The sequence below is a fragment of the Marinomonas hwangdonensis genome (assembly GCF_003721245.1).
Lineage (GTDB): Bacteria > Pseudomonadota > Gammaproteobacteria > Pseudomonadales > Marinomonadaceae > Marinomonas > Marinomonas hwangdonensis.
Map to the genome: position 1 here is coordinate 1 of NZ_RIZG01000010.1, position 26,236 is coordinate 26,236.

Annotated in this window: 21 protein-coding genes; 10 read left to right on the forward strand and 11 right to left on the reverse strand. The window is 50.2% G+C overall.

All coding sequences use genetic code 11. The features are described from left to right. Nucleotides 1–201, forward strand: a 201-nt coding sequence (locus tag EBI00_RS16095) for a hypothetical protein (RefSeq protein WP_206612589.1), incomplete at its 5' end; no start/stop codon positions are given. A gap of 27 nt (nucleotides 202–228) precedes the next feature. Continuing rightward, entirely contained in the window at nucleotides 229–1,062 is an 834-nt protein-coding gene (locus EBI00_RS13705; RefSeq protein ID WP_123096516.1) for an SDR family NAD(P)-dependent oxidoreductase, read from the forward strand. A 9-nt stretch (nucleotides 1,063–1,071) separates the two neighbouring features. On the opposite strand, the gene EBI00_RS13710 is transcribed toward EBI00_RS13705, so the two are convergent. From EBI00_RS13710 to hisB, 6 genes are all read right to left on the reverse strand, one after another. Beyond that, nucleotides 1,072–2,787, reverse strand: coding sequence for a SulP family inorganic anion transporter (locus tag EBI00_RS13710; protein ID WP_123096517.1), 1,716 nt, complete (start codon nucleotides 2,785–2,787; stop codon nucleotides 1,072–1,074). Nucleotides 2,788–2,807: 20 nt separating this feature from the next. Further along, nucleotides 2,808–3,677 carry an MBL fold metallo-hydrolase gene (locus EBI00_RS13715; protein ID WP_123096518.1) on the reverse strand — a complete coding sequence of 290 codons (870 nt, stop codon included), beginning with the start codon at nucleotides 3,675–3,677 and terminating at the stop codon, nucleotides 2,808–2,810. 155 nt (nucleotides 3,678–3,832) lie between these two features. Further along, entirely contained in the window at nucleotides 3,833–4,747 is a 915-nt protein-coding gene (locus EBI00_RS13720) for a LysO family transporter (RefSeq protein ID WP_123096519.1), read from the reverse strand. Nucleotides 4,748–4,905: 158 nt separating this feature from the next. Then, entirely contained in the window at nucleotides 4,906–5,679 is a 774-nt protein-coding gene (gene hisF, locus EBI00_RS13725; RefSeq protein WP_123096520.1) for an imidazole glycerol phosphate synthase subunit HisF, read from the reverse strand. Between the two features lie 55 nt (nucleotides 5,680–5,734). Further along, the gene (gene hisH / locus EBI00_RS13730; protein ID WP_123096521.1) at nucleotides 5,735–6,397 is read right to left on the reverse strand and encodes an imidazole glycerol phosphate synthase subunit HisH; all 663 of its coding nucleotides are present in this window, start codon (nucleotides 6,395–6,397) and stop codon (nucleotides 5,735–5,737) included. Between the two features lie 12 nt (nucleotides 6,398–6,409). Further along, nucleotides 6,410–7,003 (reverse strand): imidazoleglycerol-phosphate dehydratase HisB, encoded by a 594-nt coding sequence (hisB, locus tag EBI00_RS13735; RefSeq protein WP_123096522.1) that lies wholly within the window; start codon nucleotides 7,001–7,003, stop codon nucleotides 6,410–6,412. Between the two features lie 236 nt (nucleotides 7,004–7,239). Between hisB and EBI00_RS13740 the strand changes: the two genes are divergently transcribed. From EBI00_RS13740 to chrA, 3 genes are read left to right on the forward strand one after another with little or no spacing between them, the layout of a single operon-like run. Next, entirely contained in the window at nucleotides 7,240–9,591 is a 2,352-nt protein-coding gene (locus EBI00_RS13740; RefSeq protein ID WP_123096523.1) for an AsmA family protein, read from the forward strand. Further along, the gene (gene mutY, locus EBI00_RS13745; protein ID WP_206612590.1) at nucleotides 9,588–10,682 is read left to right on the forward strand and encodes an A/G-specific adenine glycosylase; all 1,095 of its coding nucleotides are present in this window, start codon (nucleotides 9,588–9,590) and stop codon (nucleotides 10,680–10,682) included. The genes EBI00_RS13740 and mutY overlap by 4 nt, the downstream gene beginning before the upstream one ends. Further along, nucleotides 10,679–11,842: a chromate efflux transporter gene (gene chrA / locus EBI00_RS13750; protein ID WP_123096524.1), complete on the forward strand. Its 1,164-nt coding sequence runs from the start codon at nucleotides 10,679–10,681 to the stop codon at nucleotides 11,840–11,842. The genes mutY and chrA overlap by 4 nt, the downstream gene beginning before the upstream one ends. Nucleotides 11,843–11,957: 115 nt before the next feature. On the opposite strand, the gene EBI00_RS13755 is transcribed toward chrA, so the two are convergent. The 3 genes from EBI00_RS13755 to EBI00_RS13765 all read right to left on the reverse strand — a co-directional run bounded on the left by EBI00_RS13755 (nucleotide 11,958) and on the right by EBI00_RS13765 (nucleotide 16,155). Continuing rightward, nucleotides 11,958–14,210 (reverse strand): YjbH domain-containing protein, encoded by a 2,253-nt coding sequence (locus EBI00_RS13755; protein WP_241557046.1) that lies wholly within the window; start codon nucleotides 14,208–14,210, stop codon nucleotides 11,958–11,960. After that, nucleotides 14,210–15,628, reverse strand: a complete 1,419-nt coding sequence (locus tag EBI00_RS13760; RefSeq protein ID WP_123096525.1) for a YjbF family lipoprotein — start codon at nucleotides 15,626–15,628, stop codon at nucleotides 14,210–14,212. Before EBI00_RS13760 ends, EBI00_RS13755 begins: the two co-directional genes overlap by 1 nt. A gap of 62 nt (nucleotides 15,629–15,690) precedes the next feature. Then, entirely contained in the window at nucleotides 15,691–16,155 is a 465-nt protein-coding gene (locus tag EBI00_RS13765; RefSeq protein WP_123096526.1) for a hypothetical protein, read from the reverse strand. Between the two features lie 296 nt (nucleotides 16,156–16,451). Between EBI00_RS13765 and EBI00_RS13770 the strand changes: the two genes are divergently transcribed. The 3 genes from EBI00_RS13770 (at nucleotide 16,452) to EBI00_RS13780 (ending at nucleotide 21,500) form a co-directional block, all read left to right on the forward strand. Beyond that, nucleotides 16,452–17,780, forward strand: coding sequence for a capsule assembly Wzi family protein (locus EBI00_RS13770; RefSeq protein ID WP_158600761.1), 1,329 nt, complete (start codon nucleotides 16,452–16,454; stop codon nucleotides 17,778–17,780). 103 nt (nucleotides 17,781–17,883) lie between these two features. After that, entirely contained in the window at nucleotides 17,884–20,481 is a 2,598-nt protein-coding gene (locus EBI00_RS13775) for an SLBB domain-containing protein (RefSeq protein ID WP_123096528.1), read from the forward strand. An 80-nt stretch (nucleotides 20,482–20,561) separates the two neighbouring features. Next, entirely contained in the window at nucleotides 20,562–21,500 is a 939-nt protein-coding gene (locus EBI00_RS13780) for a Wzz/FepE/Etk N-terminal domain-containing protein (RefSeq protein WP_123096529.1), read from the forward strand. A 141-nt stretch (nucleotides 21,501–21,641) separates the two neighbouring features. Here the strand turns inward: EBI00_RS13780 and EBI00_RS13785 are convergent, their stop codons facing one another. Together EBI00_RS13785 and EBI00_RS13790 are read right to left on the reverse strand one after the other, a co-directional pair. Continuing rightward, complete coding sequence (locus tag EBI00_RS13785) at nucleotides 21,642–23,078, reverse strand: MBL fold metallo-hydrolase RNA specificity domain-containing protein (RefSeq protein WP_123096530.1); 1,437 nt, start codon at nucleotides 23,076–23,078, stop codon at nucleotides 21,642–21,644. A 63-nt stretch (nucleotides 23,079–23,141) separates the two neighbouring features. Further along, entirely contained in the window at nucleotides 23,142–24,125 is a 984-nt protein-coding gene (locus EBI00_RS13790) for a T6SS phospholipase effector Tle1-like catalytic domain-containing protein (RefSeq protein WP_158600763.1), read from the reverse strand. 204 nt (nucleotides 24,126–24,329) lie between these two features. Between EBI00_RS13790 and EBI00_RS13795 the strand changes: the two genes are divergently transcribed. Together EBI00_RS13795 and EBI00_RS13800 are read left to right on the forward strand one after the other, a co-directional pair. Next, nucleotides 24,330–25,460, forward strand: a complete 1,131-nt coding sequence (locus EBI00_RS13795; RefSeq protein WP_123096532.1) for a Wzz/FepE/Etk N-terminal domain-containing protein — start codon at nucleotides 24,330–24,332, stop codon at nucleotides 25,458–25,460. Nucleotides 25,461–25,853: 393 nt separating this feature from the next. Next, entirely contained in the window at nucleotides 25,854–26,174 is a 321-nt protein-coding gene (locus tag EBI00_RS13800; RefSeq protein WP_123096533.1) for a MarR family EPS-associated transcriptional regulator, read from the forward strand. Nucleotides 26,175–26,236 lie beyond the last annotated feature (62 nt).

Here is a 26,236-nt window from a genome sequence, read left to right on the forward strand (position 1 = left end):
AAACTGTCAACCTATTTTAGGACGACACACTATAGTTTGGTGTCTCCCAAATCTGATTTCGCCGTTGGGGTTGGGTTGATGATGCCGGATATGATGAATCGGAAGATCGGTAACGTATCAATCGCTCGGTTCTTGTCCTTGGTTATGTCAAATATCTCTAAGCGAAAAGGCACTTTGCTCTGTATTTTGCTAACATCTTAGGCATGAAAATTTTCATAAGGAAGCGTTATGCAATATTCGGTTCTTATTACAGGTTGTTCCTCAGGTATTGGACTGGAAGCGGCGAAGAGGCTTCAAGAGCGGAATTTTTTGGTGGTGGCGAGCTGTCGTAAACAAGAAGACGTAGAGGCGTTACGAGCGCAAGGCATTAAACATGTTGTGCAATTGGATTTGGCGGATTCGGCGTCGATAGAAAAGGGCTTGCAAGAAACATTGACGATCACCAATGGCCAGCTTTTTGCTTTGTTTAACAACGGTGCCTACGGTCAGCCGGGGGCGGTAGAAGATTTGCCTGTGGAGGCGCTGCGTGCGCAGTTCGAATCTAATGTCTTCGGCACGCATGAACTGACCATCAAGGTGCTGAAAGTGATGCTGGCCCAAGGATACGGACGTATTGTGAACAACAGTTCGGTACTTGGCTTGGTAGCAGCGCCGTTCCGTGGCGCTTACAACGCCAGTAAGTTTGCCTTAGAAGGCTTGACCGATACCTTGCGTTTGGAATTATTTGATACGCCGATTAAGGTAAGCTTGATCGAACCCGGCCCAATCGAAAGCCGTTTTCGTGCCAATGCCTTGCTGGCGTTGCAAAACAATATCGACATGGAAAACAGCCGCCATAAAAAGGGTTATGAAGACGCTATAGCAAGGTTGAGCAAACAAGGCGTGACGTCGTCGCAAACCTTGCCAGCCAGTGCAGTAGTCAGTAAATTAATTCACGCTTTAGAATCGAACCGACCAAGAGCGCGTTATTACGTCACATTGCCAACCTATGGCGCCGTGTTGATGAAGCGCCTACTGCCAACCTGTTTGTTGGATTGGGTGATGCGCCGTCAAGGCGCGTGATGTCTGAGTTCATGGATTCATTTGAGCAACGTCTTTGAATGCTTGGAATTGGGATAAGTAGACCTTGCCTGTGAGGTGTTGCAAAAATCCGCTGCAGGTGAGGTGGTCCATCACTGGGCCTTTGACTTCTGAAAGCGATAAGGTGATGCCTAAAGCGTCGAGCTCGGCGTTGAGGTTTTCCAGCATTTCTAAGGCGCTGTAATCAATGTCGTTGACGGCGCTGCATTGAATAATCACATGACAGACTTCGCGGCGTTCACTCAATACCGCCATGATGTGGTCTTCTAAAAAAGCCGCATTGGCAAAAAATAAACTTTCGTCAGGGCGCAGACACAGTACCCTGGGAAGGGTTTCTACTTCAAAGCGTTTCACATTACGAAAATGCTCAGTGCCGGCAATCAGTCCGACTTCAGCCACATGCGGTGTCGACGAATGGTGAAGGTGCAGTACGATGGACAGTATCACGCCCGACGCCACGCCCACTTCAACGCCCAAGACTAAAGTAATCACTATGGTCGCCAGTACAGCGTAAAAGTCACTGCGAGAAAAGTCCCAGGTTTTCTTTAAAATGGAAACGTCGACCAGGGTAATGACAGCCACAATAATAGTGGCCGCCAAGGTCGCTTTAGGCAAATAATACAAAGCCGGCGTGAGAAACAAGGAAGCGATCATGATGCCAATAGCCGTCATGATACTGGCCAGCTGGGTGACCGCACCGGCATCAAAATTCACCACAGAGCGAGAAAAACCGCCTGTTACCGGAAAGCCGCCAGATACGCCAGACGCCAAATTCGCCGCGCCCAAGGCAATCAGTTCTTGGTTCGGTTTGACTTTTTCACGGCGTTTCGCCCCTAGGGTTTTGCCCACCGAAATGGATTCCACATAACCAATAATCGAAATCATCAGTGCGGGTAAGGCAAGACTTTTAATCAACTCCAGCGACGGCAGATTAACGCCCAAACTGGGCAATCCGGCCGGAATGTGGCCTGTAATCGCCACGCCTTGCGCATTAAGATCATAACCAAATACCACCCCAAGGCTGAGTAAAACACCCAAAATCGGCGCGGTTTTCGCCAACGAAGCCGCCGTGTTACTCGACAAGCCCAGCGCCATTAGTACAGGTTTTGCGTAGCGCCGCGCCAGCAGCAAAAACGCCACCACGCTGATACCGACCACCAAAGTCGGCAAATTAAACTCGCCAAGGCTGGCGAACAGAGTCTGTAGCTGGGTAACAAGATTATCGCCTTCCGATTGAATGCCAAACACATGCTTCAGTTGGCTCAATGCAATAATGATCCCCGACGCGGAAATAAACCCCGATATAACCGAATGGGACAAAAACTGCGTAATCATGCCCAGCTTCATTGCCCCCATGGCAATCAGTATAGCGCCAGACAACAGCGCTAAGGTAATGGCACCGGTCAAATAGCTGGCACTGCCTTGCTCGGCAATCGCCCCTAAAGACGTCGCCGTCATTAACGACGCCACCGCCACAGGTCCGACCGACAAGCTGGTGCTGGTGCCAAACAAAGCATACAGCACCAAGGGCAAGATGCTGGCGTATAAACCCACTTCAGGTGGCACGCCCGCCAGCATGGCATACGCCAAAGACTGAGGAATCAGCAGCATGGTGACAATAAAAGCCGCCGTGGCGTCCTGAGCAAATTGCCCCTTGTTATACCCCCTCAGCCAAGCAAGGGCGGGGATCAGGTCTGCGATCTTCATAAAAGCGCGTTACACCTAACTTACTTAAAAGCATTCAAAGGGATTTTAAGGTACACGGTGCCATTGTCGTCTGGAGGTGGCATGTGCCCTGCGCGCATATTGATTTGCAGCGATGGCAAAATTAAACGCGGCATGGCGAGGCTTCTATCCCGTGTTTCACGCATGTCGACAAAGTGCGCTTTGCTGATGTCCTGTTTGACATGAATGTTGTGTTCACGTTGCTCAGCGACCGTGGTTTCATAGGCCAATGCCCGACCATTTGGGCAGTAGTCATGGCACATGAAAATCCGATACGCATCGGGCAAGGCAAGAATTTTTTGCACTGAATCGTACAAGGTCGCCGCATCGCCACCGGGGAAGTCTGCCCGCGCTGTGCCGGCATCTGGCATAAATAGGGTATCGCCCACAAAAATGGCATCGCCTAACACATGAGTAAAACACGCTGGCGTATGGCCTGGGGTATGAATGGCCTGACATTCAAGCTCACCCACTTGGTAGGTTTCGCCATCGCGAAATAAATGATCGAACTGGGAGCCATCCATTTTGAATTCGGTACCTTCGTTAAACACCTTGCCGAAAGTGTCTTGCACCACAGTGATCTGCTCGCCAATACCGATTCGACCGCCCAACGCTTTTTGCAAGTAAGGCGCGGCCGACAAATGATCCGCATGGACATGGGTTTCGATCAGCCATTCCACGTTCAGCTTGTGTGCAGTGACGAATTCAATGATTTTGTCTGCGCTTTTTTGGGAAGTGCCGCCAGAGGCATAATCAAAATCCAACACGCTGTCGACAATGGCGCAGTTTGAGGACTGGGGGTCTTTCACCACATAAGAAAAGGTGCTGCTGTCGGCATCAAAAAACGCCGTCACTTCTGGTTGCTTTGTCATACTGTACCTCACTGATAGAGTGAAATTTTATGGTTATGAATATATAACCTATTCTTCTATCAATGATGGTACAGAGGAGGGTGTTTGTCAAATATTAGTTAAAACTAATATTTATTTTCTTGGGTTTCTATCCGGCGCTGTAATTTACAAACGGTCTAGCCCATGCCCATAAAAAGAGGAATTAAAATAGGTACCAAGATACTCATAATAAAGCCGCTGGCGATACACACAGGCACGATCTGCGCCCCATGAAATTTTCCTAAAATGGGCAAGGTGAAATCCATCGCCGTCGCCCCGCAATACCCTACAGACACATGACTGTTCAGTCGTGACAAAAAGGGGATCAGCATCAGCGCCAAAATTTCCCGCGACAAATCCAGCAAAAACGCCGTGGTGCCTAACACGGGATCGCCCAACCCGGTAATCAAGATGCCAGACAAACTGTACCAGCCAAACCCAGACACCACCGCTAAGCCGTGGTTCCAGCTCAAACCTAACACCAGGCTGCCAATCCAACCGGCCAGCAGGGTCGTAAAAATCGTCACCAAGGCGATGATCAAGCCCTGGGCATTCAAAAACAACTTACGCAAATGGTAGTTACTTTGACGCAACTGACAGCCAATCAAAAACAGCAACACATACAATAAACCCGTGACCAGTTCATCGATACCAAATAACCAGTCCTTGGTAAAAATGCCAATCACCACACCGCCAATCACCCAACCAATGGTTTTGACCGCGTCGATCAGCGCATGGCTTTTACTGTCAATCGGGCCTTTGCCTAAGCTGTCGGCATGGGTGCCACCAAAGCGTAAACCGCTCAAGTATAAGCCGGTTAAACTGATCACACTGATCAAAACGAAAAACACCAGTGCCTGATACCCAGCCAACAAAAGTTTACTGGTCAGATCATCGAGCGCGCCGAGACTTAAGCCAATCAGACCTAAAATCACAAACACCAATTGCTCCAGCCCTTTCGCCACGCGGGTAGGAGTAAACACGTTAATATTGACCCAATAACCAAAGAACAAAGCAACGAGTAAGGGGCCGAGCGTAATAAGAATGGTCATGAACCGTCATCCTAGACAAAAAAGCGCCAGCAAAAGCTGGCGCGAGAAAAGTGGTAAAAAAAGGTAACAGAAGGGCGAACAAAGCGGTAGCACCGGATTCACAAATCGTCTCGGAGTAACCGCAAACGTCGCCTAATCAATAATAAAGGTCGCAAACCTTATAGACGCATTTCTATTCCTGCGTCTGTCATGCGTTGCTTGGCTTGTTGAATACTGTACTCACCAAAGTGGAAAATACTCGCCGCCAACACCGCATCGGCCTTTCCTTCGATCACACCATCAACCAGGTGATCTAGGTTACCCACGCCGCCAGAGGCGATCACAGGCACATGAACCGCTTCGCTTATTGCTCGGGTGATGCCCAAATCAAAACCATTTTTGGTGCCGTCACGATCCATACTGGTGAGCAAGATTTCCCCTGCGCCGTATTCCACCATCTTAATTGCCCATTCTACCGCGTCTAAGCCAGTGGGTTTACGACCGCCATGGGTGAAAATCTCCCATTTATCTGGCTCGCCGTCAGCACTGACTTTTTTCGCATCAATGGCAACCACAATGCATTGGGAACCAAAGCGTTGCGCCGCTTCACGGACAAACTCAGGGTTAAACACCGCGGCGGTATTAATGCCCACCTTGTCCGCCCCCGCATTCAACATACGACGAATGTCTTCGCAGGTACGAATCCCGCCCCCCACCGTCAAAGGAATAAACACCTGGCTGGCAATGGCTTCCACCATGTGCACCGTGGTTTCCCTATCGTCTGAACTGGCGGTAATGTCTAAAAAAGTAATTTCATCCGCGCCTTGTTCGTTGTAGCGCTTGGCAACCTCAACAGGGTCACCCGCATCACGAATATCGACAAACTGAACGCCTTTGACCACGCGGCCATTGTCCACATCAAGACAAGGAATGATACGTTTTGCTAAGCCCATGAAATGGCTCCTAATGTCTGTTTTTTTAGCCTATCTATTGTTTGCATGAGCGCTGTTATGGCTTGCCATCCCAGTGAAGGAAGTTTTTATAAAGCTGAAGGCCATCTTTGTGGCTTTTTTCTGGGTGAAACTGCACCGCAAACACATTGTCCCGAGCGATTGCAACACAGAATTCCAAACCATAATCACAGGTACCTGCGACCTCGCTTTTATTCTCTGGCACCACATAAAAACTGTGCACAAAGTAAAAGCGAGCGTTGTCTGGAATGTCCGCCCAAAGAGGGTGGTTTATGGTGTGCTTAACTTGATTCCAGCCCATGTGTGGCACTTTTAATTTGCTGCCGTCGTGGTCGGTGTGTTTTTCACCAAAGAAGAGGGCGTTGCCTTGGAAATGATTCAAACAATCCACGCCGCCGTTTTCTTCGCTGTGTGACATCAAAGACTGAATGCCCACGCAAATCGCAAGAAAAGGCTTTTCCGCCATGGCTTTGCGAATGCTCGGTACCAGGCCCGCATTATGCATTTCACCAATGCAATCACGAATCGCGCCGACACCCGGTAGTAACACACGATCTGCTGCATCAATGACAGCAGGATCGCTTGTCACAATCACGGAGGTGTGTTCATCCGCAACAAACTCTAGCGCCTTAGCAACCGAATGCAGGTTGCCCATGCCGTAATCGATCACCGCCACCGTCGATTTTTTCATAGTGTTCATGTTCACCACGTCCTACAAACAACCTTTCGTTGACGGCATTTGCCCCGCCATGCGCTCATCCACTTCCAACGCCATGCGCAAAGCACGACCGAAAGCCTTAAAAATGGTTTCCGCTTGGTGGTGAGTGTTTTTGCCGCGAAGATTGTCTAAATGCAGCGTCACTTTCGCGTGATTGATGAACCCATGGAAAAATTCAGAAAACAAATCCACATCAAACCCGCCAACCGAACCGCGTGTAAAAGGCACATGCATTTGCAAGCCTGGACGGCCAGAAAAATCGATCACCACGCGAGACAAGGCTTCGTCTAACGGCACGTAAGCGTGACCGTAGCGTTTGATGCCTTTTTTATCGCCCACGGCAATATCAAACGCCTGACCCAGCGTAATGCCCAAATCTTCCACCGTATGATGCGCATCGATGTGAAGGTCGCCCACCGCATGAATGTCTAAGTCAATCAAACCATGACGAGCCACTTGTTCAAGCATATGGTCAAGGAAAGGCACCCCTGTGACGCAGTTAAATTTACCGGTACCGTCTAAGTTAATCGACACCTTAATCTGAGTTTCAAGCGTATTGCGCTCGACGCTGGCAATGCGATCGGACATTGATTAGTTTCTCCACAGTGAGGGTGACGAAGGGTCGCCACTTTTTAGTCGTCTAAAAGTCACCCATTATAGAACGTGGGCTCTTTTGCTTCTATGCTTTGTCTGAGTGTTTTTAATGACTTGTCACTATCGCCTCGATAACGTCATCGCGCACTTAGTGAAAAAGCACCGCAAATGGTATGATACTGACCCTGTGCATGATACGCAGCACAGTTTGTCTTCATAAGGAGTTTGTCATGGTTTGGTTGAAACGATTGTCGTTTTTAGTCGCTGGGATTCTGGCGTTGATCATAGCGTTGTTGGCGTATGTGATGCTGTTTGTAAATCCGAACGATTTTAAAGATCAACTTAAAAACGTCGCTCAACAAAAAGCCAATGTCACTTTGCGTTTAGACGGTGATATCCGCTGGTCGTTTTTTCCTTGGCTGGGGCTTGAGCTGGAAAACATCGGCGTTGCACTAGGCAATGACCCTGAAATTCTCCAATTTGACCGTGCCGAATTTGGCCTAGCCATACTGCCTTTATTTGAACGAAAAATTCAGGTCGACCGCGTCAATTTGGTCAACCTCAGCGCCCGTTTAAACAAAGACGCCAATGGACAAGGCAACTGGCAACTAAATCTTCCTTCATCGGCGTCTAACGACGAGCGCACCCAGTCACCAGTTGCTCAGGGTAGCGCCCAGCCAGCGCCTGAGAGCACCACGACAGACGTCACCACGGCAAACAGCGCTGCTACTTTCCAGCTGCCCGACTTACAATTAGACGAACTGCGCATCGAAAACGCCCAAGTACAATACCGCGATGAGCAAACGCAACAACTGATTAACGCCACCATCAATGTTCAGCTCAATGATGTTCAATGGGACAAAGCTTGGCCGATGGCCATGGACATTGTCTTGACCCAAAGCGATTTAGAAGGCAAGTTGCCAATCCAGGCCAAAGCCAGCCTAAATGCCAACCTAAGCGTTTTCCCAGAGCGTGAATCAGCGTCGCTCGAAGGCTTGGTATTAAATGCAGAAGTCGCCGGCGACTCATTGCCCGTCAGTCCAATCAGCGCCAACCTTAGCGCCATGACGGTAGACCTAGATTTGCCCCAAGAAAACATCATCGCCGACGGACTCGCGCTCAGCGTATTGGGTGTCAATGTCGACGCCAAAGTGCAAGCTTATCAGGTACTCAGTAATCCTCAATTTTCCGCTGTATTATCCGTAGGCGAGTTTAACCCCCGTTATCTGCTGACACGGTTAAACTTACCCCTGCCCGATATGTCAGACGAAACGGCCTTAACCAAAGCGCGCGCTGAGATTCTATTTGAAGGTGACATGGACATGATTACCGCGCAGCCCATTTCCGTCGAAATGGACGACACCAAGATAGAAGCCAATGCCGTCTTGTCCCTGGCGCCGCTGCGTTGGGACGTGAGTATTGCCGGAGCAAACTTAAACCTAGACCGCTACCTTCCGACCCCAGTAGACACACCAGCAGACGCCACAGATAACAGTACACAGACGCCTGGTTCAGGGCCTAACGATGCTGCGACAGCCAATACCGAGCCGGCCAGTACAGAACCGACCGACGCGACAGGGCTCATTCCTGTTGAGCTGATCCGCAGCTTAAACGGCCACATAGGTCTCGTGTTTGAAGACATTACTGTAAAACAGCTAAAAATTGACAAGATCGAGCTGGATTCTACTCAGCTTAATGGGTTGATCACAGTCTCGCCCCTGCAAGCGTCTTTATATCAAGGGCAAGTCTCCGCCCCGGCGCGTCTTGACGTTCGTGGACGTACACCAAGATTTGACATCGCCCCTAGCATCGACGGCGTGCAAATTCAGCCCTTGCTGGTGGACTTCATGGACATGAACAAGATCGCTGGCGCCACCTACTTAAACGGCGAACTGCAAGCCAGCGGCAACCAAATCGACCGCCTAATGGCGTCCTTAAAAGGGGACCTTTTGGTGGAAATCAAAAACGGCGCCCTGATCGGCACCAACCTCACCAAAACCGTTTGTGAAGGCATCTCTGCCGTCCGCAAAGAAACCCTCAATGACAAACAATTCGGTCCAGATACTCCGTTTGAAACCCTGCGCTTTCCGGCGTACATCGTTGACGGAGACATCTCCACACCGGGCCTAAAAATCAGCTCGGCTGGTGTACAAGTCACCGGCAACGGCGTTATCTCACTACCGAACGCCTCTTTAGACTACCAAGCCAACGTCGCCATTGCGGGCAGCGGTATAGACCAAGCCTGCCGCGTCAACGAAAAAATCACCCAACTCGCATTTCCTATTGTCTGTAAAGGGCAATTCAGTGACGACCCAGCAGGCCTTTGCCGTCCCGACATCAAAGGCTTCGGTAAACTCTTCGCCGACCTAGCCAAAGCCGAACTGACCGTCAAACTCGAGGAAGAAAAAGCCCGTCTACAAGAAAAAGCCGACGCAGAAAAAGCCCGTTTAAAAGCCGAGCTGGACGCCAAGATTGAAGCGGAAAAAGCCCGCGTAAAAGCCGACCTAGAAGCAAAACGCAAAGCAGAAGAAGAACGCCTTAAAGACAAACTGCAAGACAAACTAAAAGGCCTATTTCAATGAGTGACCTGCAGCCTGTTGAACATTTTGCGCCGCGTGTTTTGGCTTGGTTTGACCAACACGGGCGTAAAAGCTTGCCGTGGCAAGAAGACAAAACCCCGTATCGCGTGTGGATTTCTGAGATCATGTTGCAGCAAACCCAAGTGACGACGGTCATTCCTTATTACCACAAATTCATGGCCTCGTTTCCCACGGTAGAGGCCCTAGCGGCGGCGGAACAAGACGACGTACTCGCCCATTGGAGTGGACTTGGCTACTACACTCGGGCGCGCAACATGCACAAAGCCGCCAAGATGCTAGTAGAAGAATTCGACAGCGAATTCCCTGCCACCGTTGAAGGCGTGTGTGAACTGCCTGGCATTGGCCGTTCTACCGCGGCGGCCATTTTGTCGATTTCTCGTGGCGTGCAAGCCGCCATACTGGACGGAAACGTCAAACGCGTGCTGGCGCGTTTTCACGCCGTACCAACCTGGCCTGGGGAGAGAAAAACCGAAAACGCGCTTTGGGAGCTGGCCGAACACTACATGCCCAGCGACCGCTGCGGCGACTACACCCAAGCCATGATGGACCTTGGTGCCACCTTATGCACCCGCGCCAAACCACAATGCTTACTCTGTCCGCTGGAAAGAGACTGCCAAGGTCGACTCACTCAAGACCCAACCCAGTTCCCCATCCGTAAGCCCAAAAAAGCCGCCAAGCCAGAAAAAAGCCTACAGCTTCTGGTAATGATCAACCCAGAGCAAAAAATACTGCTCGAAAAACGCCCCTCAACTGGCATCTGGGGAGGGCTGTGGAGCCTGCCAGAACTGGCTTCAGAAGAATCCATCGTGTTGCACACAGAGCAACGCTTTGCCACACAAGTCACCCATGTCATTCCTCTGTCATCTTTTCGTCATACCTTTAGTCACTATCATTTGGACATTTGCCCAAGCCAAGTCCACATCAGCCGCAGCGATAGCGTGATGGAAGAGGGCAAATACCAATGGTTTAACCACCAAGACGCCATGACCCAAGGCCTGCCCGCCCCGGTCAGACTCATCTTGGAACAGGTGAAAACCGACCAAAACACCAAAAGCGAAAGAGAGCACACATGACAGCAAGGTCTCGTACATCACGGATTTTTGACGTATTCACCACATTCTTCATGCTTGGCTTCACCAGCTTTGGCGGCCCCGCGGCGCACCTTGGCTACTTCAACCAGACCTTCATCAAGCAAAAAAAATGGGCCGACGAAACCCAGTACGCCCAATGGGTCGCCCTTAGTCAAATCGTCCCCGGTCCAGGATCCAGCCAAGTAGGCTTTGCCCTAGGTTACCACCGGGCGGGTCTCGCAGGGGGCATAGCCGCCTTTATCGGCTTCACCTTGCCTTCCTTCATCATCATGGTACTGCTCGCTCAATTTGGCAGCCACTGGCAAGACAACAGTCTCTTTACCAACGTTATTCATAGCCTAAAACTGCTGGCCGTCGTCATAGTCGCAGACGCCTGCATCAGCATGTGGTCATCGTTTTGCCGCCGCCGCGTCATGGCCACCATCGCCATACTCAGCGCCGGCGTGTTGGTGGTTTTCTCCCACCACTTCGCCAGCTTACTCGTTCTGTTTAGCGCCGCCCTTGTAGGCGCCTTTATTCCCGCTGGCACCATCACTCAACATGCACCACTGCCAAGCGTATCAATAGGGCGAGCCTGCTTTATTCTCGCCTTACTCCTCTTCATCGCCAGCTTCGCCTTTGACACTGGGCTGATTGGCCTATTTGCCGACTTCTACCAAGCCGGCGCCCTCGTCTTTGGCGGAGGGCACGTTGTCCTGCCCATGCTCGCCAGCATCGCCTCAGACAGCATCAACGACAACAGCCTGCTTGTTGGCTACGCCGCCGCCCAAGCCGTCCCCGGCCCCATGTTCACCATGGCCAGCTTTCTTGGTGCCAGCGTCACACCACACGACAGCAACCCCTGGCTCTGGGCCGGCATCGCCACCCTCGCCATCTTCTCATCCGGCCTACTGCTCATGCTCAGCGCCCAAAACGCCTGGCAAACCCTCGCCAACCACCCACGCGCCCACACCATCATCCAAAGCCTCAACGCCAGCGTCGTCGGCATCCTCATCGCCGCTCTATACCACCCCATCGCCACCAGCAGTATCACCAATCTATGGGACATCGCCCTCGTCACCGCAGGCTTCCTATGGCTAAAATACCAACGCCCCCCCATCCTCATACTCATCACAGCCACTGTATTAACCGGACTACTTTAACCCCATGAATCAAAAACGTAGGTCAGACTTGTAGGTCAGACTTGTAGGTCAGATTAGCCGAGGCACGAGGCGTGTGGGTTGAGTTCCACCAACCGGGGTTCGGTTGGTGGTGGGGTTATTTGTTTTGGTTGGGTCGTTGGTACCAGGGGGAGACCATGTCGGTGATGCCGAAGAGGTTGTTTTGTCTGCCGAGCATTTGGCCGCCGTCGCGGGTGATGGGTTGCCAGTTGAAGTTGCCGCGGCTGTTGGTGGGTTTGAGAGAGAGTGTGTCAAACGGGATAGACAAGTAAAAGCCTTTGGTGAAGCTGCCTTCGCCGAAGTCTTCTGCAGACATGTTGGTTCGGCTGGCATAGGCGCCGACAATCACGCCGCTGTCGTATTGTTTGGAGAAGTCAAAGCGAGCGCCAACATCGGCCGCTAGGAATTTGCCTACGTCCAATCGAAACTGGGTATTGGCCAAGAATTCCCACTGGGGTTGGTAGTAAAAAGACAAGTGCCCTGTGGTGCCTTTGGCGAGTACTCTTGTGTTAGCGGCATAGGCGTTTTCATCGCCAAACACGCCAAAGACCGATTCAGGATCACGTTGGGAAATAGCGTTCACATCGGCACCTATGGCCCAGTTTGAATTGGGTTGGCGGTAGAGAATTTCGGTACCCACCCCAGCAAACATGGTTTCTAAATAGCCACCGTAAACCTGCTGATACCAATTCTGCCCGTAGCGATTAAACCAAGTGAGTTGCAAGGTGTTCATATAAGCGTCATTGTCGCGGACATAAGCACGCACCAAGGTGCGGACACGGTAGTTAGAAGTGCCATCACTCGGGATACTAAACTTGAGTTTGTCATAGTTGTCCACCAAGTTAATAGCCAGTGAGCTGGACAATTCAAGGTTGCGGTTGAACCAATAAGAGCCACCGCCGGTTAAACTTAAACTGTAAAGATAAAAACTTTCAGGGCCGCCAAACGATTGGTTTAAGTGTGGTTTAAAGCCATAGCTTAAGGCTTTAAAGTCATCGTATAGAGGCTGAGTGTTATCCACACCAAAGGGCGTGATTTCTAACGGTGCGTCGGTGACGGCATCCTGAATAGAGGGATTAAAATAAGTCACGTCGGCGATATCGCGATAGCCCTGTGCATCTATGGTGCTGGCTTTGACCGGAATATTTTTAGATTGTTCGACAATGGTATAGCGCGATACCTCGGTGGGGAGGTTATTCGCCAACACAGCGGCGGCTTTTTCCAAGGCAATATCGCGATCACGGTATTTACTTTGCTGCGTTACCAGCGTCACCGTATCCCCTTGTTGATAAACCGTGTCGGTTTTATAGCCCGCAATCTGGTTTAAATCGGCATCGACTTTTTGCCAGTCAACCGCATCCAATGTGGTAGCTTGGTCTGTGCCCATAGTAGGTACTGGGTCATCAATCCAAGGGGTATAAATGGTGTTAAAGTTGGTGGAAAAATTAAAGCCCAACGCCACAGTAGTGCCACGCTGATAGCTCAAACGCACATCCATGCCGTCGGTCAGGGCGTACAAAAGCCCAAAGTTAAAAGGTGAGCGAGGGGTCATGTCCACGCCGCCACGGGTAACCGGAAAGTCTTGGCTATAATCGTTGCCGTCGTATTCCAGTTTTAAGCGTAATGGTTCGAAAGGCGTTTGATATTCGATACCACCAAATAAAGAGGTCCTGCCAGTAAACCAGCGGTTATAATCAATCGAGCCACCGTTGTCACTAAATCCTGAAATACGATTACAAAACCGATCCGCCGCAGTGCACAAGGGATTGCTGATGTTGCCGCGGGTACCGAAATACCCCCAGCCTAAGCCTAGAGTAAAATCAAATTGTCCAAAACCATCGGTGGCCAGATGTTTGGTGGCGGCAATGTATTCACCATCAAATAAGCCTGTGCCCCCTAAATCTTGCAACCCTACTGACACTTCCGGTCGCCAGTGGTTTTCTGTCCATAGTCTTAATTTCGCATCAATGCCTTTATCGGCCAGTTTGGTATCACCACTAAATTCTTCTCGTTCGCTGTAAAGCACGTCTTCCACTTGGGTGTAACGCAAAGTGGTTTCCAGCCAAGGCATGAGCTGCAAAGACACGGTGTAAAATTGATATTCAGGACTGGTATTGTAACCAAAGCTAAATTGACCTTCTGCTGCTACACGGCCGGTAGGCATTTGCAGTAAGCCGACCCCACCGAGGTTTCTTTGTGACGGTGAGAGTTGAGGGCCTTGAAAAGGCAGTGCAAAATACGCCTTGCCCTTTGCATCAGGGTTAGCTCCCGTCTCAGCGAGCAGTACGCCGCTAAGTAAAACGCCACAGCCAGTAACAAAAGGGATCATCAGTAAACGATTAAACGACATTACAGCTCCAAACGAAAAGCAAGCAGTTGAGCGATATTGGCATTCAAATCGCGATACGCATGGGGAAGGTCTTCCAAGCCAACAAAGACCATGGCGCCTGGGCTAAGATAATAACGCGTATCTCGCCATTGCAAATCCGTGACGGGATAAACGCGACGATCTGCTTGAATCACCCATGCCGTATGCATAGGTGGTAAATTCGTGTCGGAAGCCGTATCTCGAGTCAACTCAGCCAAATACTTCGACACATGAAAATCCGCTCGGCTTGGTAACACCACAAGGTCTTCTTTTAACGGGTGTAAGACTCGAATATGGTCAGGGCGCGCTGGCAGCGACAGCCAATAGTCACCGTTAAGCAAGGGATCAAGCCTAGGGTTGACACGAACCTGCACCAGATTATGAGAAATATCTTCATGGTATGCAAAACGCATCGTTATAAGGTGTTTGGCGAGCGTATTAGCCGCTGGTGTATTAAGGTTTTCCAATTGTTTGATCACTTGCTCTTTTTGCTGGTCAACTAGGGACTGTTTACTCAAATCCACCAAGGCCGTGCCAAGTGAATAGGGGATATCGTTCAAAGTCCAAAACGCCGTTTGTCGATGGGCGTCTTGCAAGGCAAGGGAAAAGCGCCCTCCTTCGGGCAACAATAGCTGTTTACCCATAAAACGCTCGGTGTCGGAGGGCGGAGCGGCCATAGGCGCTGGCTCAACAAAAGGACGCACAGCCTGCATTTCCACCCGATCCATATTAGGCCCCAAATACTGGATGCTTTTAATAATGTACGAAGGCACCGTATCGGTGGCGGGTACGCGCCAAAAATGATTGGTGAACTGGGCGTCTAACTGATCAAAGGTAACTGTCTCAGTAAAGTGTTCCACTTCCTCACGCCATAAATCGGTTATTAGCGTTTCCCATCCGAGCGAACGTGTTTCCACGGTCGCGGTAAAACCATATCGATATCCGGGTGACCAGTCATAGGTAACCTTTAGCGGAGAGTCTAACGTATCGCCGGGAAGCGGTAAGTTTCTCGCTATAGAGGAATGCGCCAGCCCTGCCAAATTATTGGTATCAAAGCCATTGGTCTGCACAATGCGCCCATGTTGGGTGACTATGCTGCCAGAGTCTTTGGCGAGCCAGGTGAGCTGATGGGGGGCGCTTTTGTCGTATTGATCCGCAAAGGCCAGCACCACAAAAATCGGCTTGTTGTCATTAATGGTGACTAAGCTGCTAGCGTAAGGAATAGAGGCAATGTATTCCGGCGAGACATTCGCGCCCTTGCTCAATTCCGCAGCGGCTTTAAAGGAGTCGGTAAAACTTTTAAAGTTGGATGAACAGCCTGAAAGGATGAATAAAAAAACACTCGCGCTAAACAAACACACACAACGAGAGAAAGAAAAAGAAGAAAAAAAGACAGGCATGAGAAAGACCAGCAAATAAAACGAAAAAATCGCCTGATGAAAGCATCAGGCGATTCGGGGTATTAATTGGTGTTCGTAGTAACAGAAACCGCAGGAGCGACGTTATCTTGGGCTGTTGCAGCCACCGCGCCTGCAATAGCAGTTGATGCTACCGCTGCTGTGGTAGCCGCTACTGTGCCAGCGGCTGTAGCCGCTGCCGTGGTGGCACCTGCTGCTGCGCTGGTTGTAGCCGCTGTTGTCGTTGCAGCAGTTGTTGTCGCCGCACCGGTTGTAGCCGCGCCAGTTGTTGCCGCACCGGTCGTTGCGCCAGTGGTAGCACCTGTCGCCGCGCCAGAAGTCGCGCCTGTGGTAGCACCCGTTGTTGCACCTGAAGTAGCCCCGGTTGCTGTACCCGAAGTCGCACCAGTAGTCGTACCTGTTGCGGTACCTGTCGTACCAGATGCAGAACCTGTTGCTGAAGTCGTCTCAGCGTAGGCATGGCTAGCTAGGCCAAGCGCTACGATAGTCGCGATCGTCGTAAGTTTCATAATATTTCCTTATCATTTAAACATCGATGTTTGAAGAACACTCTTCAATACTGATTCTAAATTAAGAGCTCAATGAATGTAAGCGTGAAGGCTTGCTTTTTTGTGAATTTTTTGCTCAGTTTTGATGTCGGTTAAGGGCTTTTCTGACGAGGTAAATGGCAGTCGAAGTCTTTTTTCAGCTCTTATATAAGGCATAGGGAATAGGTGAAAAGAGCAAAAGAGACTTTATTTTTTGCCCTAATTCGTACACTATGTGCGGCATATTTAAGATGTACATAAAGGAATGTGAGTCATCAATGCCTCTAATGAAACGAACCACGACCTCTCAAGCTTTTGTCGGTACCTCTTTTCCGTATCTTAAAACCGGCCTAGCGGCCGTTCTGATGTCGCCTATGGCGGGCATGGCTTCCCCGTGGCTAGAAGCCAGCGATCCTTTTTTGCGCTCCTCTTTAGTGCTGTTGTCAGATTCTGGGCAATTATCCGCACCCATTAATCAGTACCCCTTGCGTTGGTCGGCTTTCGCCGACGATTTGGTTTTTTTGGGTCGCAGTAACGATCACAGAGCCATTGCCAACCAAGAGTTGTCCCACTCGTTAAACAACGCCAAACTCAACCGTGGTAATCGCCGCTTAGGGTTGTTAGGCAGCTCAAGGGCCGCAACGCCCCACGGCTACGGTCAGTTTAACGACGACAAGAAAGGCCTTTATACCCATTACGAACAGCTTAATCACGATTTTTCCTACCGTATTTCAGCGCAATACCGAGAATACCAAGGTAATACAGACGTACGTTGGGAAGACAGCTACCTTGCTTACAACGCAGGGCCATGGTTGTGGTCGATTGGCGATCTTGACCGCTGGTGGGGGCCGGGTTGGCAGCATAATCTGACCTTGGGATCTTACGCCAAAGCGGCACCCGATGTGAGTGTCAGCTACCTAGGGCAGCACTCAAGCCTGGGTATGTGGAGTATAGAAAGTCTTGTAGCGTCACCTAGTAACAACCAAGTAGACTACCACAGCGCCACCCGCTTTGTGGCCAAACCCTTTAAACGCGTTGAATATGGTTTGACGTATCAGATGTGGCTCGCGGCTCAAGACAGTGCGTCAAACGACGATCAAATCACCCTAGACGGTAAGTTGACCTTGCCAGCAATAGACGATTTTTACCACAGTGTGTACTTAGAAGCCGCTTCCACCGCAAAAAACACTGAGTTAGGGGCGTGGATGTTAGGTTGGACAGGGGCCTTCCCCGTAGGCGACAGCAGCGTGCGCTTGATACTTGAAACCCAACAAACCACAGCGGATCACAGCAAGACGCCATGGTCTGTTGGTGCCTATCCTTCTATGACAGACGGCGTATCAAACACCAGCTACTTGTTAGAAAACAGTCAGTCTATTGCCGTACACTGGCAGCGCAGCAACGACCACAAGCTCGGCGCAAGTCACCAGACATCGACTCAAAACCAAACAGACTACGACCTAACGCAATTAACCTATCGTTTCCCTGCATTAGCGGGCATGGTGCATTTTGGGGCCAGTTATCAAAGGTCCCACAATCAGCAACATCAAAATGCAACAAACAACAGCCAAACTGCGATATGGTCAGGTTACGAGTTCCGCTTCTGATAAAGGCGCGGGCATTTAGCAGAACAGTAAAACAGCAGAGCAGTAAAATAACAGAGCACTTGATACCTAACGGATTTCCTTTTGACAAACAAAGACCAACACGATGCGACTAGATAAACGATTGATAGCGACTTTCCTGATGATATTGACGAGTCATGCCATGGCATTTACCCCGTCAGCCGCGCAAATTAGCCAGTTTCAAAACTTGCCAAAAAGTCAGCAAGAAGCCCTTGCTCGCCAATATGGCGTGGATCTTGGCAGTATCAGCGCGGGCGCAGGTGCCGGTTCCGCTGCTGAAGCGCCAGCGCAAGTCATCGCCCCCGCTACCCCCGCCGCGACCAAGGTCGCACCGGCGAAAGTCAGCAACAACGGCTTGCCCCTGTTTGGTTACGATGTGCTTAGTGGGGAAAGTAAAGGCTTTACTGTCGTAGACGATTTGCCCGTCCCGGTGGACTATCAAATGGGCCCAGGGGATGTCATAAACGTCCAAATGTTTGGCAAAAACAACCAAAATATCTCGGTCAAAATCGACCGCGATGGCACTATTAGCCTTCCAGAGCTGGGGCCGTTGGCGGTTTCTGGTCAAACCTTTGCTCAGCTGCAACAGCAAATCACCCGAGTGATCAAGCAAAAAACCATAGGGGTGGATGTGTCTGTCACCATGGGCGCCATGCGCACCATGCAAGTCTTCATTGTGGGGGAAGTGGGTCAGCCAGGAGCGTATAATGTCAATGCCCTGACCACCATCACACAAGCCCTGATCTCCAGCGGTGGCATCAACACAAGCGGTAGCCTGCGTGATATACAGCTAAAGCGCAAGGGCCAAATGGTGGCTCGTTTTGATCTATATGACTTGCTGATTAAAGGCGACGCGTCTAAAGACGTGCGCTTGTCAGCGGGGGATACCTTGTTTATTCCTCTGCATCACAACCGTGTCAGCGTCAGTGGCCAGGTCACCCGAGCGGCTGTGTATGAATACCAAGATACCATGACCATCACAGAGCTGCTTGACCTTGCCGGTGGGGCACAGCCTCAGGCCTATCTTTCCCAAGTCAGTCTACGCCGTAGCAATCAGAACGGGGTGCAGCAATACACCCTAGATTTGTCGACCAAGGCGGGTCAGCAATTTCAGGTTGAAGGCGGTGATGAAATACGTCTTAACGCGGTGAGCAGCTCACTGAAAAATGCCATTGCCGTTCGTGGCGAAGTAGCACGCCAAGGGGCGTTGAAGTTCACCCCTGGTATGACCATACGGGATGCCATCGGCAGCATAGACGAAGGGTTAAAAGCCAGTGCTGATCTAAACTACGCCCTGTTAGTGCGTCAGATTAATCAGAAACAAGACATAGAAGTGCATCAGTTTAGTTTGCTAAATGCGCTTAACACGCCCACCTCGGCCGACAACCTAACACTGCAAGAAAAAGACCAAATCTTTGTGTTTGATAACGGACTAGAGCAAGGCTACTGGAATGCCTACAGCAACGCATCGGTGAGTGGTCGTAGCGGCGGTGCCGAAAAAGAACGCGAAGTGATCGACCCAGAAACCGGTGCCACTGTGGTGCGAAACGAAGTCACGGCATTAAACATTGACGACGCCGATACCGTCACCAGCGCCACAGAACAGCGTAAAACCAGCCGTGAAGCCTTGCTCAGACCGATTGTCGAGCGTCTAAAAGAACAAGCCCGTTTTGGTGCCCCTGCACAGCTTATCGAAGTATCCGGTGCCGTGACTTTTCCAGGGGTGTACCCGTTAGCGGTCAATAGCACTCTAAAAACCTTACTCACCGCCGCAGGCGGATTGATGGAAAATGCCTATTTAGACGAAGCGGAACTGTCACGTCGCGCGTTTGGTCAATCGGCGTCTTTGGCCGACCGTATCAATGTCTCGCTTCACAACCTAATGGCAGGGCACTCAAACGTCACCTTGCAAGCCATGGACCATCTGATCGTTAAAACCCAACCAGGTTGGCAAGAAGGCATGGTTGTTGAGCTGCAGGGCGAACTGGTTTTTCCAGGTCGCTACACCTTTCAGCGTGGTGAAACCCTAAAAGACCTCATTGAGCGCGCTGGGGGCTTTACTGAGTTTGCCTACCCAGAGGGGGCCGTACTCAGCCGTGATCGTTTAAAGCGCCAAGAAGCAGAGCGTTTAAAACAAATCAACAATCAGCTGAAGCAAGAGATCAGCAACATGGCGCTCCGTCGCCAAGGCTCAGCCGCGGCCAATGACCCAGCCCAAGCCATTGCGGTGATTAATCAGTTGGAAGATGTTCAGCCTATTGGACGTCTGGTAATAGACCTCAACGCCGCCATGGAAAACGACCCACTGGCGAACATCATGTTAGAAAAAGGCGATAAGCTTTTTATTCCTGCTGTTAACCCTGTAGTCAGTATCGTGGGTGAAGTGCAGTTTGCGTCCCACCACACCTTTAACCCTAGGCTAACCGTAGACGACTACATCACCGCCGCCGGTGGCACCAAACGCCAAGCCGACACAGGCCGTGTGTATGTGGTCAAAGCCAATGGCTCGGTGGAACTGCCCAATAATTCCTTCTGGTTTAGTCGCAGCAGCGACCCACTGGCACAGGGAGACACCATTATAGTGCCAGTCGACACAGACTACCTAGACGGTCTAAGCACGCTGACCACCGCCACCCAAATACTGTATCAAATTGGTGTTGCGTGGAGCGCCATCAAAGACTAAACGCCTAGCCCCCCTATAAACGCCACCCTGTGTGGCATTCATAGGGGGAATTAACACACAGAGTCGCGACAACCCATTTTATGAATGACCAGAACCTAGTAGCACCACAATACCTGCAGCATCACGACGATGAAATTGATCTAAAAGAACTCTTCATCGCCCTTTGGAAGGGTAAGTGGATCATCATACTGCTCACCGCCGTCTTTGCCGTGGGGGGCGTCCTCTATGCCCTATCCATCCCCAACACCTACAAAGCCGAAGCCGTATTAGCCTCAGCCAACGACAGTAAAACCAGCGGCATTGCTTCTCAGCTGGGCGGCCTTGCCTCGCTTGCTGGGATTAACTTAGGTGGCGGTGGATCAGACGGCAAAGCCATCGCCCTTGCTACCTTGCAATCGCGTCAATTTCTCAATGCCTTCGTCAATAAATACGATCTACTTGTCCCCCTTGTGGCTGGCGAAAAATGGGACCCAGCACAAGATAGACTGCTGATTAACCCAGAGATGTACGATGAACAGCAACAAAAATGGGTCAGAGAGGTGCCACCCGGTAAGTCTCCACAACCCACAGACTGGGACGCCTACAAAGAATTTAAGAAAATATTGGCCGTGTCAGAAAGCAAAGACACAGGTCTCGTTACATTGTCTATCACACATTTGTCACCTAGCATTGCTAAGCAGTGGGTAGACCAACTCGTCATTGATTTAAACGCTTGGATAAAAAACAACTCACTTAACGACACCCGTCGTAACATCAGCTACTTAGAAACTCAAATCGAAAAAACCAACATCGCTGACATGCAATCCGTCTTCTACCAACTGATAGAAGAGCAAACTAAAAACCTCATGCTCGCTGAAGTACAAGACGAATTCGCCTTCAAAATCATCGACCCCGCCGTCGTGCCAGAAGAAAAAGTCGGCCCCAAGCGCGCCCTCATCTGCGTACTCGCCGTACTGCTCGGCGGCATGCTCGGCACCGCCATCGTCCTTATACGCTACGCCTTCGCCAAAAAAGACTAACCCTCCAACACACCCGTAGGTCAGACTTGTAGGTCAGATTAGCCGAGGTACGAGGCGTGATCTGACGTTCGAGGTGTGATCCCATGCCCAACGGCACATCACGCTTCGCTAATGGTGCTCTACAAGATCAAGAGCAAATCTCTAAGGTACGATGACGTCACATGTCGGGTGTGCCTGTTCAATCATGTCTTTCAATGTCTGCTTGGCGCGGTCGTCGCCATGTACTAGGTGTACTTTTCCGGGTCGCACTCGCATGCCTTTTATAAAATTCAATAAATCCCGTTGTCCCGCATGGGCGGAGTAGCCGCTGATTTGTTGTACCTTGACTTTGATGGGATAGCGCTCGCCGTCGAACATGACGTAGCCATTCGGTTGATCGTGGTAGCGCAGTATATCCCGCCCTGGTGTGCCGTTGGCTTGGTAGCCGACAAACAAGACGTCGTTGCGTGCATCGCCCAATAAGGCTTTCAGATAATTCACCATACGCCCACCAGCGCACATGCCCGATGCGGCAATGACAATGGCTGGGCGGGTTTGACGTTGCAGGTAAGACACAGTTTTTAGGTGAGTGTCATGATCGTCTATCGTCGTCACTTGTTCAAAACTCAACGGATGCCGCCCGGCATTGACACGGCGCTTAGCCTCCGCATCCCAGTAGGGTTCAAGAGATCGATAAACACGGGTAAAACGGCTCGCAAGAGGGGAGTCGATGATGATATCCATGTCTTCCCATTTTAATGGCACGCCAGAACGGGTGTGGCTCACGGCTTTTTGCTTGTTCTGATGGATAATGTGCTCTAACTCATAGAGCAATTCTTGGGTGCGGCCAATGCTAAACGCGGGGATCAATACCGTGCCTGAATCGCTCAAAGCATGCTCAATACTCTGCTGCAAACGCTTACGCCGAGTCTTACGGTTTTCGTGGTTTCTGTCGCCATAGGTGCTTTCTAACACCAACTGATCGGCCCGATAAGGCGATTTTGGTGCGGGCAACAAAGGCGAGTAGGGCGCGCCTAAATCCCCCGAAAACACCACATCATGATATGGTTTGCCTTGCGATGTTATCTCAGCATTTTTCACCCGAAAAGTCACATACGCGGAGCCCAAAATATGCCCCGCACGGCACAAACGTACCTGCACATTAGACGCTTCTGTCGCCAGCGGAATACTTGCCCACTGTTTGTACTCCAACGGCACCAACTGCGCCGCTAATCGATCCAAACAGGCTTCGATAATACTGGCATTGCGCGTGACGCCAACCTTAAGGGCATCTTCAATCACCAAGGGCAACAGCTCTGCACTGGGTTTCGAGCAATAAATTGGCCCAGTAAATCCAGCAGCCAACAAATACGGCAAACGCCCCACATGATCGATGTGTACATGCGTCACCACCAAGGCCCGCACCGCCGATACATCAAATTCTATCTCTAAACGCTTCGAATCCGCCCCAGCCCCAGACGTCTCCGCCCCCTGAAACAAACCAATGTCCACCAATACTGAATTCTCGTCATCCACAAACAATTCATGACAAGACCCAGTCACACCCTCTACCGCACCGTGATGCTTAATATCCAACATACAAATCCCTCTGTAATAAATTAAAAAATAACCTTATCCCACAACAGCATCCAACCACAACCGTCAGGGGCGTATTGGTTGCCAAAGTGTGGCGGGGGTTGGGCAGTGGGCGATGGGGAAGTAGCCGATGTCGCTGCGGATGCGTTGGCTGACGCTGTGGTGCCAGTGGGGGGAGAGTTCGGGGTTGGGACGGTCGTTTTCTAAGACGCAGCAGTGTCGTGGGGCGAGGGTGAGGTCGCGCCAGAAGCTGAGGTTGCGTTCTTGGTAGTGTATTTTGCCTAGGTGTTTGGGCGCTATGGTGAGCAGTGGTTGCCAATGGGGCGGGTGATTTTTTGCTAGGCGCGTTGTGCGGTAACAGTGTTGTTGGGTTTGTTGTTCGATCCAGTCTATTATGAGGCGTGATACTAGATCTCCTATGCCGTCTTTGCGGTAGCCACCGCCAATATCTGAATGGGCTCCTGCTAGCCATATTTCTAATGCGCGCCCATCTTGGTTCATCAACGTGGGCCGAAAGACGAGGCGTTGTTCGTCTAACGCGACCAGGTGCAAAGCGCGGTGAACGCCGTCTGGTAGTGTGTGTCCATGTTCAAATACCACGTCGGTTTGTGGGCGTTGGTTGGTGTCTAAGTTTGGCCAGCCGATAGAAGCGACTGTGTCTATGACGGCTTCTATGATGATGGGGCGATCAATAAGCGGAGTGATGAGAGCGGCAAAGCGTCTTGCTAAGGCCGCGCCTCGGCTAAAGCCGATTAAGACTATGTGGCGCGTATAGCGGGTATAATGGTGTTTGAAGTCGTGTAAAGCGCGGTTTAAAATATTGGCGACGTGGCCGGATTCAATGGCAAACGCCGCGTTGATTTTTTGTTCCAGCCAATGACCGTAGGTACCGACGCCAGCGTAGTAAAAGCTGCGATGATTTGTCACGCGACCACCCAATAGCATGTGGGATTTCAATACATTGGTGATGCTCGAAACGCTGTGTTCTGGTGCGTAGGCGTCATCTGGGCTATTGTCAGTGCCATCGAAATGAAAAAATAATATCGACATTGTGTGTCCTCCTTGGTTGTCGTGACCCCATCTTCCTGATGATTGGGGATAGCATAACATGGTTTTTTGTCAGTGTGGTGTTTGTGGCTAATCTGATCTACATGGCAAGGTTTTCTTAAGAACCCCCCGAAGGTTTGTTTTGCGAAACGAAGCGGTTCAGGTAAACTGTTCCGCTGTAAAAATAGACACCACCCAGAGGAAGCAATGTCCAATTCAGAACTGTCGAACAGAGTCAACGCCGTCACCCTAACCCATGACGATGAGATCGACCTTAAAGAACTCTTTATTGCCCTATGGAAGGGAAAACTCACCATCATAGCGTGCACTGTGGTGTGTGCCGTTATCGCCGTGGTGTACGCCTTAAACGCTAAGCAGGTGTGGACAACGGAAGCTCTGATTACTACTCCTCAAGTTAGCGATTTTGCCAACTACCAGCGTATGGTCAGTGATTTTCAGCCCGTGTTTGATGTTTACCAAGATGATGGCACCGTACTAGTTAGCGAAAGATTAGACGACATCATATTGCCAGAAACCTTGTTTTCTATTTACATCCAGCAGTTTGAATCACGTGCGAATAAAAAAGCCTATATTGCTCAAAATGCTGAATTTCAGCGTGAATTGAGCGAAGTAAAAGCCAACACCCAAGACAGCATAGAAGAAGAAAACAGAGATAAAGAGGCTGCATTATACAGCGAATGGTATGCTAAATTAGTCGCCACACCAGTGAAGTCTTCTAATCAAAACGTTGACCAATACACGTTACAAGGTCAACTCAGTACAGGTAATGACAGCTACGAATTCTTAAACGGCTACATTAGCTATGTGGCAGAAAAGGCTCGTGCCATCGCCGTTGCAAACGTCTCTTCTGTAATCGCCAGTAAACGCAGTGAAATCATCCAACAACAAACGCTATTTACTGAGCAAGCAAGAGGGCGATTATTAAACGAACGTGCACAGGCGCAATATGCCTTAGAAATCGCCACCGCCGCGGGATTGGATTCTCCACAGCAAAACCTGAATAGCCAAGATTTATTTGCAATCAATATAGGTGCCAACGCCCTCGCTGCAAAAGTAAAGGTCTTAGATAATTTAACCGAGCTCAGCATCATAGAGCCTAAGTTACATCAACTAAACGCCAAATTTGATTTGTTAAATACCTTAACCATAGACCCAAATCTTGCGTTTAATACCTTTCAGTTTATTGAAGCGCCAGAAAAACCCACTAGCCGCACCTCACCTAAACGTCCTCTTATCGCTATATTGGGTGTTTTACTTGGTGGCATGCTAGGCACCGCCATCGTTCTTATCCGCTACGCCTTCGCCGAAAAAGACTAGCCGCCTCTCTTTCCCTTTATTTAAAGTGGAAAGAGATAGTGCTGATCCTCCCCTTTGTGTTTTTAAGGGGAGGGAGCTCAGATCTTCACCCCCCCCCCTTGTCATTTTTAAGGGGGATGCTGGGAGGGGGTGGTAGTCTTAAGTCATCATTGCCCAATTTACCCTCATCATCCAAAAATGTTTAGTAACCCCTCGTTTCACTAACATTTTTTAAACACATTGTTTGCATAATGTCTTAGCCTGAATTATCATCGTTCACCAATTGAACATGGTCAAATAAACAACGGTTAACACCAAACAAGGCAAACACATGGAAAGCTTACTTACACCGCAATACACCACTTCTTTCCATTCCGGCACATCTTTGTTAAATTGCGTCATCAAGGCAATAAAATGCTAACAGATGAATACCGCTACAAAATTCTAAAAGAACTGCAACAAGATCCAGACCTAAGTCAGCGCGAGCTAGCCAAGCGACTGGGCATAAGCCTAGGCAAAGCCAACTTTTGCCTAAAAGCCCTAATTGAAAAAGGCTCGATAAAAGCTGACAACTTTAAAAACAGCGCCAACAAAACCGGTTACTTATACTTACTTACCCCAAAAGGGATAGAAGAAAAAGTCACCCTGACACAGCGCTTCTTACAGCGAAAAATCGCTGAATACGAAGCCCTAGAACAAGAAATAGAACAACTGCGCAGAGAAGTAAAAGCATAAGCGACAAAAAACTGGGTCAGATAAGCCGGGGCACGAAGTGCGATCTGACGATTAAATAGGAA